We start from the raw sequence: 16,047 nt of genomic DNA on the forward strand, positions 1-16,047 counted from the left end.
GCACCCACACCCACCAACCGGTGGACGGCTGCGAGATCGACTGAAATCAATCACACCGTGGCTCTAGAACGCGGTGGTCCGACTATCGGGGACCTGCCATGGCCAATACCGAAGCGCGAATTCAGAAATGGGAGTCGCGGCTGCGGGCCTTCACGAAAAGGCGAGCTGAAGCAGGGCATCTACAGAAGGCGTTCCCCGGTATTGGTGAGCATCATGGTGAATTCCACTCACACGTCGATCTCGCGAAGTTGGCATTTGAGCTACACAAGCGTCTGGCGGTGGTGCAAGCGATCGAGCACGCTCAGTTGAACCCTGGCAACGCGTTCGAACGGTTCAGCGGCGCACTGAGGGAGAGCAGTAAACGAGTGGACTTGCTACAGAATCGACTGAGCGACGTGCTACTTCGCCTGTCCAAACTGGAGGTCGATCGCTCCCACGGCGTGCGTGACTTCGTATTCAAATCGAGTGAGGTAGACACTATCCTCCGAACGTCTCGAAGTGTTCGTGCACTGGGCGACAAAATTTCGAAACGCGATCACCGTGACGATGTCGCGATCGAAATCGCGCGAAAAAAGGACGGTTCGCTGGTTGTGATGCCTGCCGTACCAGGCTGATCCGCTCGCATAGCTCAGTCACGGTTCCATGCAGCCTTACGGGCGTTCTCCTCCATCGTTCGCGATTCCTTTTCGACGGCACGATTCGTGTCTGCTTCTGCGGATACGAGTTCGGATGGCCCAAGGTTCTTGTCGAGCATGAACGCCATGAGTAGAGCCACTGTACGCTGGCCGACTCTGAGGGTTTCCAGCTTGGGAGACTTGGGATCGCTGTACACGGCGAGCCGATTGATGCGTGCCGAGAGTTGGGACTCCAGTTCGGTGATGCTGTACCAGAGGCTTTCGTCGTACTCCAGATCGAGTGATTTACGTGCATACTCCACGGCCACCCTCAAAACGAGAGCGTTGGAGTCGGCTACGGGCTCGACTGGTCCTCCACTGAAGGTTGCAGCCGAGGTTGCAACTGCCGCACCGGTGCCTGCCAGTCCGCCCAGCATTGCCAATCCGCCCACCATTCCGCCGGGTCCGAGCGCAGCGAGTCCGCTAGTCAGTGCAGCCGCGCCGAATACGCCCACAGGCGCCGCCAAGGCAAGTCCGACAGGCCCCGCAGCTATGATCGCCACGCCCGCCGCTGCGGTGAGCACACGGCCCCAAGGTAGGCCGCCCTTGCGCCCGACGTGAGTTTGAACCTCTTCGATTGCGTTGCCGATCTTTATACCTGTCGACCGCTGAAAACCCAATGCGACGGCGATGTCCGGCAGTGCCTCTTTAGGTGCGCGGTCGACGTTGATCTCGTAGGGCTCGACAAGGTTGGTGTGAGAGAGAACGACGAGTTCGGACACGGCATCGTGTAGCGACCACCGATGAGGAAGTCGTGGGAGATCTCCGCGGGCGAGTTCGACGAGCTCCTGGGCCATCCCGGCGCCGCGTGTACCCGAGTCCATCTCGACTTGGGCGACGACTTCGTCCTGCTGGGCGGTCAAGGCGCTCGAATAGCGCACTGCGGCGTCCTCGTCTTTGATGTGACGCTGAACAGCGTGAGCGAAGTGCAGGGTAAGCAGAATTGCGGCTTCGTTGTCGGTCAGGCGGACGGCGAGGCCCCCGCCACGCACCGCAACGGAGTTGATCGGATACAAGGTCTGTGCAATGAGTTTCGCAATCGAGGCATGACTCAAATACTTCTTCGACTCGTGGCTGCCCCCGATATCGACAGTGAAATCCTGTGCGCCTTGAAACGTCGCCGCCAACCCACGACCGGCGGTCACTTTGTCACCAGTGTCGAGGAAGTTGGACCAATCATCTACCCGCTTGTACGGAAAACGTTTCAGCAGACGGTCGCTTCCGGCATGAAGTGCTTTCGCACTGGCAGGGCTGCCGATGGTCACGAACCGCCGGACGTGCAAGCCCGGGTGCAGGTTGTCTAGCAAATCGATCGCCACGACACTACCGAGGCTGTGCGCGATGAGGATGATCTCACCGGTGGCAGGAAGGTCGTCCAGAACATTCTTCAGAATCGCTCCGCGGAGACCTTCGTTCTGCATGTACCGCTTGACATGGGGGAGATCGAATAGGGGCATAGCTTTGATAGCGGCCTGCTGGACGAACGCAACAGGTGCGTCCGGAACCCGGGCGAAGCCGAACGTCCCGACCCCGGACTCGTACCCTAGAAACCTCTGAACTGCAGCTTGGCGACGCTCGAATGCGAGGCGGGCGTCGAGGTCATCCTTGGACTTGTACGTCACCGGCGGTAGCTTCGCCGAAATCCCAAAGGTCTCGAGCAGCGAGCGATATCGAGGGGCGATGATGCTGTGCGGATCGATTGAGGGATGACCAGCCTTCGCGAGTCCGCTGTTGAGGCCGTCAAGCCAGCCGCGTTCGGGATCCCCGTCTCCGAGACCATGCAGAAAGACAACCCTCATTCGTCCGGCGCTCCTCTGCGGCGATGGATTCGGCGCGGCACGCCTCGGTGCCCCACTATGCCCGACATTGTCATATGCTCCGCGACTTCAGTGTTGGGGATGTGTCGGCTCCCGACGTGAGTCCTGGTCGAAACCCATATTTCATTCACGTGAATGAATTAATAACTGACTGCGCAAGCCGCTCGGTATCAATCCCGTAGCTGTTTGGCAGAAACATGCTGATGAGGCGGTGTTTTCGCCGACACCCCAATGGTTTGCGTGGATGCGGCGGTTGTAGGGCATCGGAGAGTTTGTCACCCACTCCCTATAAGTTGAGTCCTGTTCAAGTAAGGGTGAAATGTGAGGGTCTGATGTCGGCAGTGGATGACAGTGAGCTCCGCGGACGGGTACGCCGTTTGCTGGAGTTCCTGCGCGAGACGGTGGGTGCCCAGTCGAAGCCGATTCGAGAGTACGGCGTCGACGCCCGGGTCGAGTGGCTGTTCGACGATGCGCGCCCACTCGATGTCAATACCGATGTTGCACCCGGTGACGTTGCGGTTCGCATTCCCCGCACCAGCATCGAGCAGCCACCGGGCCTTCCTGCGGAACTCGAGCCGTGGATCGACGAGACCACCACCCCGCCCACCGTCAAAGCCCACGCACCCGCCGAGGCCCACGAGTGGCTTCGAGGGTGGACCGGCTGGGCTGTCGAAGACGCCACACGTCGCCCGTTCGCCGAGCTCTTCCGATCCGTCGACCTCATGCTCCACGACCTCGGCACCCAGCCCGAGGCCTTCGAACTCGTCATCGCCTCCGGGTACTTGAACGCCACTGTCGGTGACCAGCAGATCGCCACACACCTCATCACCCAGCAGGCCAGCATCACCCGCGAGGAGTCGACGGGAGATCTACTGGTCACCGTCGCACCCGCCAGCACGCCCCGCCTCGAAGACGTGCAGGTCCTGCTGGATCTGAAGGGCTTCGACCGCGTGGGCTCGAAATCCCTGCATCGCAGCCTGTCCGAGCTTGTCTCCTCGTCGCTGTCGTCGGACATTCCGCGGTTGCTCGGCCAGTGGGCCACCTCGGCGTTGACGCAACCGCTGACCATCATCGCCGATCACGAGAAGCCGATCGGCTCCACCGCAGACACCCTGCGTATGTCGCCCGCCCTCGTTCTGCGTAAGCGTGGTTCCTACGCGCTCGTGTCCTACTACGACGCCATGCTCGCAGCGCTGGACAACGGTGCGCCTGTGCCTGTCGGGCTCTCGCACCTCGTGGAGGGCCACGACGAGAGCGCACGCGCAGACTGGCTCGGCGACAACATCAGCGACACACCCAGTGCCGAGCCTCTGTTCCCGCTGCCCGCGAATCGCGCCCAGGCCGGCATCTACAACCGCGTCATGAACGACACCGGCGTCGTCGTCGAAGGCCCTCCCGGCACCGGCAAGACCCACACCATCGCAAACCTCATGTCCGCGTTGATGGCTCAAGGTCAGCGCATCCTCGTGACCAGCGAAAAGGCACAGGCGCTGCGCGTCCTCAAGGACAAGTTGCCTGCCGAGCTGCAGGACCTCTGCGTCTCCGTCACCGATATGGCGCGTGGGGGATCGGCCGAGCTCGACCAAAGCGTCTCGACCATCGCGAACCGCAAAGCCGTATTCGACGCCGCCGAGTCCGCCAAGACGATCAAAGCACTCGAAAACAAGCGCTACAGCGCCAAGGAACAACGCCACAAGCTCAAAGAGCAGATGCGCGTTGCCCGATCGTCCGAAGCCGAGATCCACACGCCGTCGCCCACCTACTCGGGCACGCTCGCGACGATCGTCGGCAGACTCAACACGCAACAGCCGGACCTGGGCTGGATCCCCGGCCCGCTGCACGCCGAGCACCCGCCCTTCAACGACGCAGCGTTCGCGTCGCTGTTTCGGGGCGTTGGACCGAATCCGGCCGTGCCGTCGATCGACGACGTGCGCGCGCTGTGCGCACGGGCCCACAGCTCACCCAGGCTGCTCCCAGCCCTCGACGACGTCGATCAGACTCAGCTTCACTACATCCGCCCGTCCGCGCAGGCCCTCGCCGATCGTGCGCGGGCCGTCGAGAGCTTCGGCCCGGCCTATCGAACTCTCGCCGACGGCATCCTCGCCGGCTCGCTCGGACCCGCCTGGTCCCGCGCCCAGACCGTCTCGGCGATGCTATCCGTCGCCGTCAGCGCCGACGCGTCCGTCGGGTCGCATGAGGTCACGACGGCCGTCACCTCGCGTCAGGCACTCAATGCGTTCGACGGGTTGGCGCGGCTCCACGAGACCGGTCAGGCAGGTCCCGACGCACGTCGGGCGGTGGATCAGCTAGACGCGCGAGCCAGTGTCGACGGCGTCGACCCAACGGACGCAACTGGACTGCGGTTGGTCGCCGAACACCTGCGGTCACTCGTCGCCGTCGAGGATGCGGCAAACCTGTTGCGCACGATTGATATCGAACTACCCAGTACCGGCGTCGACGGCCGCCGCCTGCGCGTCGACACCCTCGGCACGGTCTGGAATCAGGTCGTCGCCACTGGCAGCGTTGTGATCGCTCGCGACGAGCTCGTCGCAGCGTTGGGTGCCGTCGTGCCTGCGGTGCCGCAGGTGACAACCCTCGCCGACGCGCTCGCCCTCGCCGACGAGATCACCGGTCTCACCGATGGCTCCGACGCCTCTGCGGCACGCGCGTCGCTCGACGACGTTGCAGACCGCCTGGCCCGAGAGGTACCGAACTCCGACTACCTGGTCGCCGCCCTGCGATCGGCCGACGCCGACACCTACGAGCGACTCGCGAGCGAGCTGCAGCCCGTCGCGAACGCTGGGCTCCTCGATGTTCTCACCGAGCAGGCACCGAGCCTCGCCCGCGCAGTGGCCGAGGATAGCGCCGCCGACCGGGCCTCACGGGCAACCACATTCGGCAAAGCATGGACGTGGCGATGGACCAAGCAGTGGGCGGAGAGTCGCCAGCAGCCCGACGAGAACGACAACCTGGACGACGATCTCGACGCCCTCGACGCGGAAATCTCCTCACTCACGGCCAAACTCGCCGCCGAGCAGGCGTGGCAGGAATGCTTGCAGCGCATGACCAATCGAGAGGTCACCGCCCTACGCGCCTATCAGGAAAACATGTCGAACGCAGGGCTCGGCACCAGCAGCCTCGCGCAGCGGTATCGCGTCGCAGCTCGTGCGGCGATGCAGGATGCGCAGACGGTGGTGCCTGCGTGGGTCATGCCTATGGCGCAAGTGCTGTCGTCGATTCCGCCGCAGCAGAACGCGTTCGACGTCGTCATCGTCGACGAGGCCAGCCAGTCCGAGGTCACCAGCCTGCTGCTGATGTGGCTGGCGCCGAAGATCATCCTCGTCGGCGACGACAAGCAGTGCGCCCCTCCGGGCATCAAGAACTACACGCTGCAGTCGGTGTTGGAACGGCTCGACGACCTGCTCTCGGACGTCCCGGTCAGCACCCGCATGATGCTCACTCCCAAGTCGAGTCTGTTCACGTTGCTGCGTGCCCGGTTCGGCGACATCGTCCGCATGCGCGAGCACTACCGATCCATGCCGGAAATCATCGAGTGGTCGTCGACGCAGTTCTACAGGGACATGCCGCTCGTGCCCGTGCGGCAGTTCGGAGCGGATCGGCTTGCACCGCTGCGCAGTACCTTCGTCGACGACGCCACCACGGCCGGCTCGAGCACCAGGTTGACGAATCCGGCCGAGGCGCAGGCACTCGTCGACCAGCTCGTTGTCTGTCTCGCAGAACCGGACTACGTCGACAAGACCTTCGGCGTCGCAGTGCTGCAAAGTGCTGCGCAGGCGGACCTGATTCGGTCGCTGCTGTTCGAGCGCGTTCCGTCCGAGCAGATCGACGAGCGACGCATCCGCGTCGGCACCCCGCCCGACTTCCAGGGCGACGAGCGCGACGTAATGTTTCTGTCGATGGTCGTCGCACCCGGCTCGTCGTCGAACGCAATGACCGCCGACCTCTTCAAGCGCCGGTTCAACGTTGCGGCCTCGCGTGCGCGGGACCAGCTGTGGCTGTTCCACTCCGTCACGGCCGACAGTCTGTCGGCGACGGATCTACGACGGTCGCTGCTGTCCTACGTCGAAGCGTCGCCGACGGTTCCGGTGCCCGCGATGCCGTCGTCGGTCTCGGCGGACAGTCCGCATCCGGACTTCGGATCGCTCTTCGAGCAGCAGGTCTTCCTCGCGCTGCGTGAGCGTGGGTATCACGTCAACCCCCGTGTCGACGTCAACGAGATGACGATCGATCTCGTCGTCACCGGTGCTGCGGTGCGCGTGGCGATCGAATGCGACGACGACACCGAGGTCGACGCCTACGAGCTCATGGACCGTATGGAGCGCGAGTTCGAACTGCGCCGCAGCGGATGGGTGTTCCATCGTGTGCGGGCGTCGGACTTCGCCCTCGACCGTGAGCGGGTGCTCGACACCATCACCGAGATCCTGGACTCGGTGGGCGTCCTGCCCGACGAGGTGGCGGTGGTCGTCGAGGGTGCCGGGACGTCATTGTGGTCGCCGATCGAGCTTGTCCGTGACGCCGACGATGCCGATGCCGACGACGAGGTGATCGAGCTCGCGATCGGCGAAGAGCCGGCGCCGTCGCGGACAGTCGATGTCGATCTTGCGCCGTTGCCCGAGGTCATCGAGACAACCGACGAGCCCGAGGACCTGGACGAACCCGAGGACCACTTCGAGTACGCCGAGGACGAGGCTCCCGTCGAGCCCGAACCGAAAACGGCTCGGACGATGCCGCGCGAGGACCTCATTGCGGCCATTCGGTATTCGCAGAAGCGCAACAAGTTCTCCGTCGCCCAGACCGTCGAGGACTGTGAAGTCACACCCGAGGCCGTCCAGGAAGCACTCGCGGAGATCACGTCTCGCGACGATGCGCTGAGGGCGTCGAAGAAAAGACCGCCGGCTCCGACGCCGGACGTTATGCCGCGCAAGCGTCGTACATCGGGTGTTTCGAGTGAGCCGGCCGTAGTGTCCGGAAGTCGTTCATTGCAAGCCGAGTTGGATGCGCTACCGGTTGCGTCGTGGGCAGGTGCTCGTGAGATCGCGGTGGCGGCGGCTCGGCCGACTGCGCCGTTGACGTTGGAGCGGTGTCAGAGGGTGACGGGGTTGTCGGGGACGAAGGCGGATCAGTTGTTGGCTGACCTGGTGGTGACTCGAAAGCTGGTCAGACGTAAGCGCGATGGTGTGGAGGAATGGGTGCGGCCGCAGGGGTTGACGCTATGACACAGGTGGTGAACCGGTCCGAGGGTTTGCGGGACTGGCAGAAGGAAGCGTTCGACGCCTGGGTGTCGTCGGGCTATCGCGCGATCGTCGAGGCAGTCACCGGTACCGGGAAGACACATGTGGGTTTGGCGGCGACGCTGGATTCGGTGAGTCGTGGTCGTCAGGTATTGGTGGTGGTGCCGAGTATCGATCTGCTCGAGCAGTGGTACACGGCGATGGCGAAGGCGTTGCCGAGTGTGCGGATCGGGCGGCGGGGGAACGGGCACAACGACACGTTCCGTCAGTACGACGTGTTGATCACGACGATTCAGTCGGCGATCCGGCCTGGTGCGCCGATGCCGCGCACCGGTGCACTGCTCGTGGCCGACGAGGTGCATCGCTACGGGGCTGGTTCGTTTGCGAAGGTGCTGATCAATCGGTTCGAGGAGCGGCTCGGGTTGACGGCGACGTTGGAGCGTCAGGACGACGGTGTCGACACGCATCTGATGCCGTACTTCGAGAACCTGGTCAAGGGCTGCGATGCGGCGCGGGGGAGGCGTGACGGGATCCTGGCGCCGGTGCGGGTGATGACGGTGGCGGTGCCGTTCTCCGCGGAGGAGGCGTCGAAGTTCCAGGACCTGGACGAGAAGGCGAAGTCTCTGCGTAACACGCTGATGTACGACTATGGCTGTGCTGCTGAGCCGTTCGGTGAGTTCATGAAGAACGTGGTGGATCTGAGCAAGGAGCGGCATCTGCCGGCGAGCCGGGTGGCGAGCCGGTATCTGTCGGCGTTCAGTAAGCGGCGGGCGTTGTTGGCGGACTGTGAGGGCAAATTGCAGGCGTTGGCGGCGATCACGCCGGGCCTTGCGAAGTCGGAGCGTGCGATCGTGTTCTCAGAGACGAAGGATTCCGCGGCGCAGGGTGCAAAGGTGCTCAAGGCCGGTGGGGTGGCGGCGCATCAGTATTCGAGTCATCTGGATCGGGTGGGTCGGACTCGGATCCTGAAGCAGTTCCGTAGTGGTGAGTTGACGTCTCTAGTGGCGCCGCGGGTGCTGGATGAGGGAATCGATGTGCCGGCGGTGGATGTCGGGGTGATCATCGCAAGCAGTTCGTCGAAGCGCCAGATGATTCAGCGGATGGGGCGGATTCTGCGGCTCAAGCCTGATGGTCGGCCTGCGGCGTTCGTGATCATGTATGTGGCGGGGACGAACGAGGATCCGTCGCTGGGTGCGCATGAGGCGTTTCTGGATGAGCTGACGGGTGTGGCGGAGGAGGTCGTGGACGTCGAGCTGGCTGATGCGGGTGCGGTGTTGGCGAGTTGGTTGGATCAGTCGGCGCCGATTCTGCCGAAGCCTCCGGTGGAGCTGACGCCGATCGAGCCGATTGTGATTCCGCAGTCGAAGATGGTGCCGACGACGGTGTCTGCGGCGAGGACGAAGACGGTGAAGGAGGTTCTGTCGGAGGCGCAGTACGGGACGCCCGATCAGTTGGATGGGATTCTGCGGTGCATGGCTGCGATCGATGTGAGGGAGGCGTCGGTGTTGATCCGGCGATACGGGATCGACGGGGCGAAGCCGCGGACGTTGTCCCAGGTGGCGGCGGAGATGAATCTCAAGCGGATGCTCATCGAAAGCCTCGAAAAGCGGGGGTTGAAGTCGTTGGAGAGGGAGGCGGGCAGATCCCTGAGCGCGGTTCTGGCATTTTAAAGCCACCTCAAACGAATATAACCTCCCTGGCAGTGTTCGCTCTCGCTACGGTCCCAGTTTTAGTGCAGTGGTCAGGTCGGCAAGAGTCCGTTTCGCACCTTATCGGCCAGTTCTCTGCTTGCTCTAAAATGAAAAATCTTCTCGGCTGAGGCATCCTGCAACAAGTGACTAGCTCGATGTTTCGCTGGTATCGACATCATTTGAGAGGACCGTGGCGTTGACGGTGCTGACGGCTGGTTGTATCGGCATTCACCAAGACTGTTCACTGCAATAAGAGCATTACCTTTTTATACCGCTTAAGGTGTAGCTAACTGCACCGCTGCGCACCGAGTGAGGGACTACTAGTCCTTTAAGTGCGGACGGGCTAAGCTGAAAAAGGTGATCGCTTTGCTGGCGTGCTGTTCGGCGCAAAGCGATTTGTCCATCGTCGGATCGAAGCCAAGACAGTATACGAATTCTTACTTTTACCGGTACCTCGTCTTTCCACTTCCAGCCAAATAGATTATTTGTAATTGCAGCTTCGCAGGCGTTTACAGCTATCTTAAAATTTCCCTTGGTCATTGATGAAATTATTACGTCCGGAATAGAAACATCGTGATGAAGATCGAACCAAACCTTCCTCCGCGAACATAGCAACCGACCGTCGAGCCCTTCGCTCTCACCCTCTTTTAGGTATATATCTAGAGCCTGCGAATCCGCCCTATCGCGGGCAGTGGCTAGCAAGATATACCTGTCTCCATCCTTTTCCAATCGGCAAAAGTTCTTCATGGTTATGGTTTGTGTAGCATTCGTCAGATGCCGAACAACTCGACTGAGAGCTCTAGAGGGCAGGCCTCTATCCCTGACCAGTTGTTCATCGACGATGAAAAACGCATTTGCCCCAGTAGCTGTGCCCCTGCGCACATCGACAAAATCGCCTAACACAAGTCGTTTCGATACAGATTGCGTGGGATGCGCAACCTCAGTTGCTCCCTCAAACGAATAAAAAAGCCGCCTCCAGTTAGCAGGCGCTGGTCCAACTCGAGATATGGGACGTGGCAAATCACTTCCCCATCGGGAGACGGAGAATGAAGTCTGACCCTGCCCGTCGGCTCCAATCATCAGTGCCACCGCATCGACCGATGCGTCTGCAAATTTCCAAGAGTCAACCAGATGCAACTCCACTCGACGGCTGCGTAGCCCCCAAATGGCATCACGCAGCGACAACGCGTAGTCGGATTCTAGCCATTGCGCGGGTAGTAGCAAGCAGAGCCCGTCGCTTGGCCGCAGTTTTAGTACCGTCATTGCGGTAATAAAACTGGAAAGACTCGCGCGTCGCCCACACAATCCCTGCGCCGCCTCTGCGAGGCGCGGTCGATCTGTTGGCGAAATAAGCTGGGATCGGGTGTACGGAGGATTTCCCAAAAAGAGGCGTGTTCCACCCAGCTCGTCCGACCCTTCCTCAAGCCAGGTTGTATAGTCACTTAGTATAAGTCTGATACCTTCGTCATCCGTCAGGGGGTCGGCTAGTCCTCTGGATCTCGCAATGTGCACTCCCATCAGCCCTAGCGTGACAGGATTGACATCGATGGAGTGTACTTGCGCTCTAGGCCAGTAATCAGAAGCAAGTGCCGAGAAAACTCCTACTCCCGCGCCGATGTCGATCACGCTTTCAGGGGTGCGTTGCGTTCGCTGCCAAATTCCGATCATATGCTTCACCTGAAGATCAGGCGTGAAGAAGGTACCGAGCCTCCGACGCCGAACCGATCTCACTATTCGCGAGTACATTTCGGCTGAGGCTTGGTTCGCGTCCAGGCTTAGAGCATGATCGACCAAATCGACCAAATTACGGGGCGGAGCAGGACGCGTCTCAAGCCAACAGGCGACCTCCTTGGGGAGCAGCTTTTGATCGATTTCGGTGAGAGCGCCCGTCAGACTGCCGAGGCCAGCAAGCAAATGTCTCTCGGCTAGTGAAGCCCCGGGCACTAGGCTCGTACTCAGAGGTGCCACCTCGATGGACTCTAGCCAATTCTTGGCTGGATCAAACCAGTGCTGCACGCGTCGAGCCCGCCTTTCGATGTACCAAGCTCGGAGTTTACCCGCGTAGTCTGACGTCGCGACCATGCAGGCGCCAGCGCCCTGCACCGGATGCGTCACTAGCTCCGATGAACCGGCTTTGGTGTTTCAGAAGACGTGAAACGGGTTGCTGCCCGCGATCGAAAGAATGGTTTGTGGACATCCGCGGGCACCGATCGTCGTGGGCCGGCAGACCAGTACATCTGAGCTGAGTCCGACCGATCGGACCGGAGCAGTGCCGAGGCAGCTACGCTTAGCCTATGCCGCTCATCGCCTGCCAACGCCGAAGTTGCGTTTGAGTGAGTACCAAGCGCGAGTCACTCTCGTTTTCTGTCGATACACACTTGCTCCGCGAGTTGGGAGCCCTGTTGGTCGGTCGGGATTCGACGGCTCTACTGGAGCTCATAAAAAACGCGTACGATGCCGACGCCAGCGTAGTTACCGTCCATGCAGAGGGGCTAGATTCATCTACTGACGCTCTGCTTACCGTCAGCGATGATGGAAACGGCATGACGTTTGAACGATTCCAACACGCGTTTCTACGTATTGCTGGCCGCGACAAAGAGGGTGAGCGGCTCTCGCCGCGCTTCAAGAGGCGCTACACCGGAGCCAAGGGAATCGGACGGCTGGCAGCGCAGAAACTTGCGGGGCGTCTTGACATCGACAGCGTCCCACGTTCCGAAGCGATTCGCGGTCTCGAGAGCGACAGTCCTACCGGTGTCAAAGCCACGCTCGCTTGGGACGAGATGGAAAACCATAGTGATTTGAACGATCTGGGTGACTCTCTTACCGCCGAGCGGGTACCAATTAGATCATCAGCCCGACGCGGTACAACGCTCGTGATGTCCGAAGTGACCGACCTGTGGGCGCCGCGCCGCCTCGGTCCCTTCATTAGAGAAATTCGAGCCTGTCGACCCGCCGGCATCTTCGTGGAACGACTGCCGAAGTCTGTAACAACCGAACGACTATTATTCGACGTTCCGCAATCGCGGGAGCATGGTCCTAACGACCCAGGCTTCAAGCTCGATCTAACTGGCCAGTTCGAAGGAGGTGACGACCTCTGGCCGACGCTTTCGGCAAGGACCTCCTGGATCATCGAGATTGACGCAACTCCTGAGCTTGTCAGGTACTGCATTTTACCGACAGTCAAGTATCGAAAAAGCTTAGCTGCGCCGGCCAAGCCCGCGTGGGCCCGACGGTACGATTTCGAAGGCCCGCACCCTGAAGGCGCAGCCGGGCCTTCTTTCCACTGCCGCATTCTAGTGTCACCTGGTTCGGTTGGCCGACGTCAGAGCGAGCTAGCGCGTTTCTCGGGCGCGGAGTCAGGAATCAGGGTTTACCTTGAGGGGTTCCGTGTTTTGCCGTACGGATCTCCGGGCGATGACTGGCTCAGGCTGGATCTAGATTATGCTCGGCGACCTCGAGAATTCGAGACCGACGTATCCCCTGATGCTCTGCCGGTGATTAAGAACGAGGGCTTTTCGCAGCTTGGCAATCGTGCTTACTACGGCGCAGTGATGCTGACGGAGAGAGGCGCTCCAGAATTGCAACCACTGGTCAACCGGGAGGGGTTCATACCTGACGATTACTTTGAGAGTATAAGAACTGTAGTCCGTACGGGCGTTGATCTAAGTGTGCGAGTGCGTGCAGCTTTAAAGAAAAGAATTGATGCGGCCGAGCGTGAATCCAATCGCCAGGCGAACGAGCGGCAGGAAAACTGGCGGCAGGAAAACGAGCGGCCTCAGAATGAGGATGACTGTAATCCCGATCAAAATGATGACGTAGAGCTGCCCCCTCCGTCTCCGACTAACGAACAACCTGGTATGCCTGGTCCTGAAACGGTAGACTCGGACGAGCACGATCACACCTCGAGTGCAATATTTCGGCGGATCGACTCAACATTGTTAGAGCTTATCGAAATAATAAGTGAGCTCCGGGCGGAATTTGCGGAACCTAACACGCATCCGAAGTTAGACATTTTAACGAACAATCTACGGGCACTTCAAATCGACCTGGCTGATGTTCGGGACGAGCAATTGACTTTACGCACTTTGGCTGGGGTTGGGACCCAATTTACCGCCTTCGTGCATGAAATCAACGGCCTACTTGGGCAGTCTCAGTCGCTTCGGTCAATACTTGGAAAATTGGCTGACTCAGGAGAAGTCAAATCGAGGGAAGGAAGAAGGACCTTAAAAGCTGCTAGAGACTCGTCGGATGACCTTGTTCAGTCGTTGACGCGCCAGATGAGCTACTTAACCGATGTTGTTGGACCAGATTCTCGCCGCCGCCGGCGTCGGCTCCTGGTTCACGATCGCGTTGAGTCCGCTATAAGGCTCCTTTTACCCAGAATCACCGAGCGCCAGCAATCCGTAGAGAATCTGGTCGACGTGGCTTTGACCTCACCGCCTATTTTCCCGGCCGAGGCATCAATACTTCTTATAAATCTGCTTACGAATGCGGTCAAGTTTGCCGGCGACTCTGGAAAAATTCGAGTTACCGCCTTCCTGGACAAGGAAATGGCGATGCATTTACGCGTCGAGAATTCAGGGGTAGAAGTCCCTCGAAAAGACTGGGCCAGATACTTTCGGCCGTTTGAATCAAGCACTGTATCAGTCGATATCGTGCTGGGCCAAGGGATGGGCTTGGGCCTTCCTATCGTACGGAGCTTGGCTGCTGACTACGACGGCTCTGCAAACTTCGTTGAGCCAAACTCAGGATTCGCAACCGCAGTCGAGGTTGTAATACCTGATCCTCGCCCGGGAATTGCTCGAAAAAGCTTGAGTCGCCAATCTCAGTCTGGAAAGGGAAATTCTTGAATAAGTCCACGCCAGTGATTTATCTGATCGACGACATGGAACAGTCTGCAGCTGTTGAAGAACTACAGCAAAACGGTTTAGATGCCAGTTACTTGCACCCGCTGGAGGTAGAAGAGCATCACCTGAAGCGAGCCACACTACTTGCAGTCGACCAGTACTTTGACCTAGAAGATGTCAGTATTGACGAAGATCTTCGACTACCGGAAGAGTTACCGCTCTCTGTTGTCCCACGCGACGGACTGGCCCTTTCTGCAGTGCTCCGTTCTGCCAGCGAAGACATTGGTAGGAGCCGCCCCCTGGGTATCGCCCTCAGATCCGGCGAGTTGACTCAACTAACTAGGGGATTGCCACAGGCAATCAGGGAGCCCTTGATTGCTGCACAGCACGATCTGGAATGGGTAGTCTCCAAGCAAGCAAACGCGGAAATGTCCGCGGTGCGTCCTTTAACTCAAATCCAGGCCCTCGCCATAGCTCTCAACGAGTTCCCTTCACATTGGAGCGAGAGCGCTCCGCGGAACACCGGTTCCCTTTGGCTCGGAATAGGCAATATCAGTTCCTCGGGTTTAGCGACAAGACAGATTGAGCAATGCCGACCACCGCGCGAGGTAGCAAGAACAACCGCTCACGGGTTGTCCTGGTTGAGATGGCTTGTTCTCAGGATTCTGCCGTTCCCGACATTTCTTATAAGCGATATTCACGTGGCCGCACAGATTGGCGTTACACCAGAGAGTCTGCGCGCAGCGATGAAATACTCTGACAGCTCTGTTGCTCACAGCCTACGTGCCAGCGTATACACCGGTCCACTACACGAAATGCAACGACGAAGGTTCTGGCGATCCGGCGTTCTGCAGATGCTGTCAAGCCTCTCCTCAGATGGCGACTTTAGCGACCCGGCGACAAATGGCGATCTGATTGCGCAGAAAGACACGCACTTTACATCTCACGGGATATTCGATCCAGTTGTCACTATAGACCGAAACTATTTTGAGTCCGATACGATCTTCAGTCGATCCGATTGCCTACGCCTTGCCCCTGACGGATGGCCACCTTATGCCGATCCAGCATGGGGTTTAAAATCAGCAATGGAAGAAGACAACCTGGAGGATCTTCTTGCACCAAGAGCGGGGTTTCTGCGACAGTGATTAAATCAGACCTTTCCTCAATCGTTGCTGATACTGGTCCTCTGCTTTGTGTTGGTGCCGCGCCGAAGGAGTATGGACGTGACGTGTTCTGGCGGCGACTTAAGAAACGAGTGATCGTTCCGAAGGTGGTTCTAAGTGAGTTGGAAAACATCTCTATAAAGAATGATTTTCTCGCCTTAGCTGCGAAATCGGTACTCAGCAAGGGGATGCGATCCCTTTTGCTGAGTCAGGGTTCACACGCTTTTAGTGGGGTGGACCGCAAAGCCGTACGCGAACTGATCATTGCAGAGGAATTGCGCAGCGCATCGGCTCAATGCCGCGAAGCCAAGACTAGTGGGCACGATGGTGAGATCGATGTAATCCTGCTTGCATCTGCAGGCCACGATAAAATTGTTTTCACAAACGATAATGCGGCTTTGAATGTAGCCAAGAACGAATACAAACTCTCCACTGCGGTATTTGCGACTCTGATGGCGGCGGAGATCGCCGACGGAAATTTACTTGCCGAGGAGGCCGCCGAGGTTCTACTCGGGCTGCAAGAGAGGAATCTTTACCCAGGTGTGCACAATATCACGGCGTTAAATCTCGTGAGTTTGCACGTTCCAGATGGGTTCTGACGCT

Annotated in this window: 8 protein-coding genes; 6 read left to right on the forward strand and 2 right to left on the reverse strand. The window is 59.5% G+C overall.

The features are described from left to right. Positions 1 to 98 precede the first annotated feature (98 nt). Complete coding sequence (locus CH293_RS18575) at positions 99 to 614, forward strand: hypothetical protein (RefSeq protein WP_094721075.1); 516 nt, start codon at positions 99 to 101, stop codon at positions 612 to 614. Positions 615 to 628: 14 nt separating this feature from the next. Here the strand turns inward: CH293_RS18575 and CH293_RS18580 are convergent, their stop codons facing one another. Then, positions 629 to 2,473, reverse strand: a complete 1,845-nt coding sequence (locus CH293_RS18580) for a hypothetical protein (RefSeq protein WP_094721076.1) — start codon at positions 2,471 to 2,473, stop codon at positions 629 to 631. A gap of 350 nt (positions 2,474 to 2,823) precedes the next feature. On the opposite strand from CH293_RS18580, the gene CH293_RS18585 reads away from it, so the two are divergent. Both CH293_RS18585 and CH293_RS18590 read left to right on the forward strand, forming a co-directional pair. Continuing rightward, the gene (locus tag CH293_RS18585; protein WP_176460052.1) at positions 2,824 to 7,728 is read left to right on the forward strand and encodes an AAA domain-containing protein; all 4,905 of its coding nucleotides are present in this window, start codon (positions 2,824 to 2,826) and stop codon (positions 7,726 to 7,728) included. Continuing rightward, the gene (locus CH293_RS18590; protein WP_176460053.1) at positions 7,725 to 9,413 is read left to right on the forward strand and encodes a DEAD/DEAH box helicase; all 1,689 of its coding nucleotides are present in this window, start codon (positions 7,725 to 7,727) and stop codon (positions 9,411 to 9,413) included. Before CH293_RS18585 ends, CH293_RS18590 begins: the two co-directional genes overlap by 4 nt. 279 nt (positions 9,414 to 9,692) lie before the next feature. On the opposite strand, the gene CH293_RS27930 is transcribed toward CH293_RS18590, so the two are convergent. Next, positions 9,693 to 11,102 carry a class I SAM-dependent methyltransferase gene (locus CH293_RS27930; RefSeq protein ID WP_141217183.1) on the reverse strand — a complete coding sequence of 470 codons (1,410 nt, stop codon included), beginning with the start codon at positions 11,100 to 11,102 and terminating at the stop codon, positions 9,693 to 9,695. A 665-nt stretch (positions 11,103 to 11,767) separates the two neighbouring features. Here CH293_RS27930 and CH293_RS18595 point away from each other — a divergent pair. From CH293_RS18595 to CH293_RS18600, 3 genes are read left to right on the forward strand one after another with little or no spacing between them, the layout of a single operon-like run. Further along, complete coding sequence (locus CH293_RS18595) at positions 11,768 to 14,284, forward strand: sensor histidine kinase (protein WP_094721079.1); 2,517 nt, start codon at positions 11,768 to 11,770, stop codon at positions 14,282 to 14,284. Further along, on the forward strand, positions 14,281 to 15,426 hold the full coding sequence (locus CH293_RS27935) for a hypothetical protein (protein ID WP_141217184.1): 1,146 nt from the start codon (positions 14,281 to 14,283) through the stop codon (positions 15,424 to 15,426). The genes CH293_RS18595 and CH293_RS27935 overlap by 4 nt, the downstream gene beginning before the upstream one ends. Beyond that, positions 15,423 to 16,043 (forward strand): hypothetical protein, encoded by a 621-nt coding sequence (locus CH293_RS18600; protein WP_141217185.1) that lies wholly within the window; start codon positions 15,423 to 15,425, stop codon positions 16,041 to 16,043. The genes CH293_RS27935 and CH293_RS18600 overlap by 4 nt, the downstream gene beginning before the upstream one ends. Positions 16,044 to 16,047: the final 4 nt, after the last annotated feature.

This window comes from Rhodococcus sp. 14-2470-1b (assembly GCF_002259415.1).
Classification (GTDB): domain Bacteria; phylum Actinomycetota; class Actinomycetes; order Mycobacteriales; family Mycobacteriaceae; genus Rhodococcoides.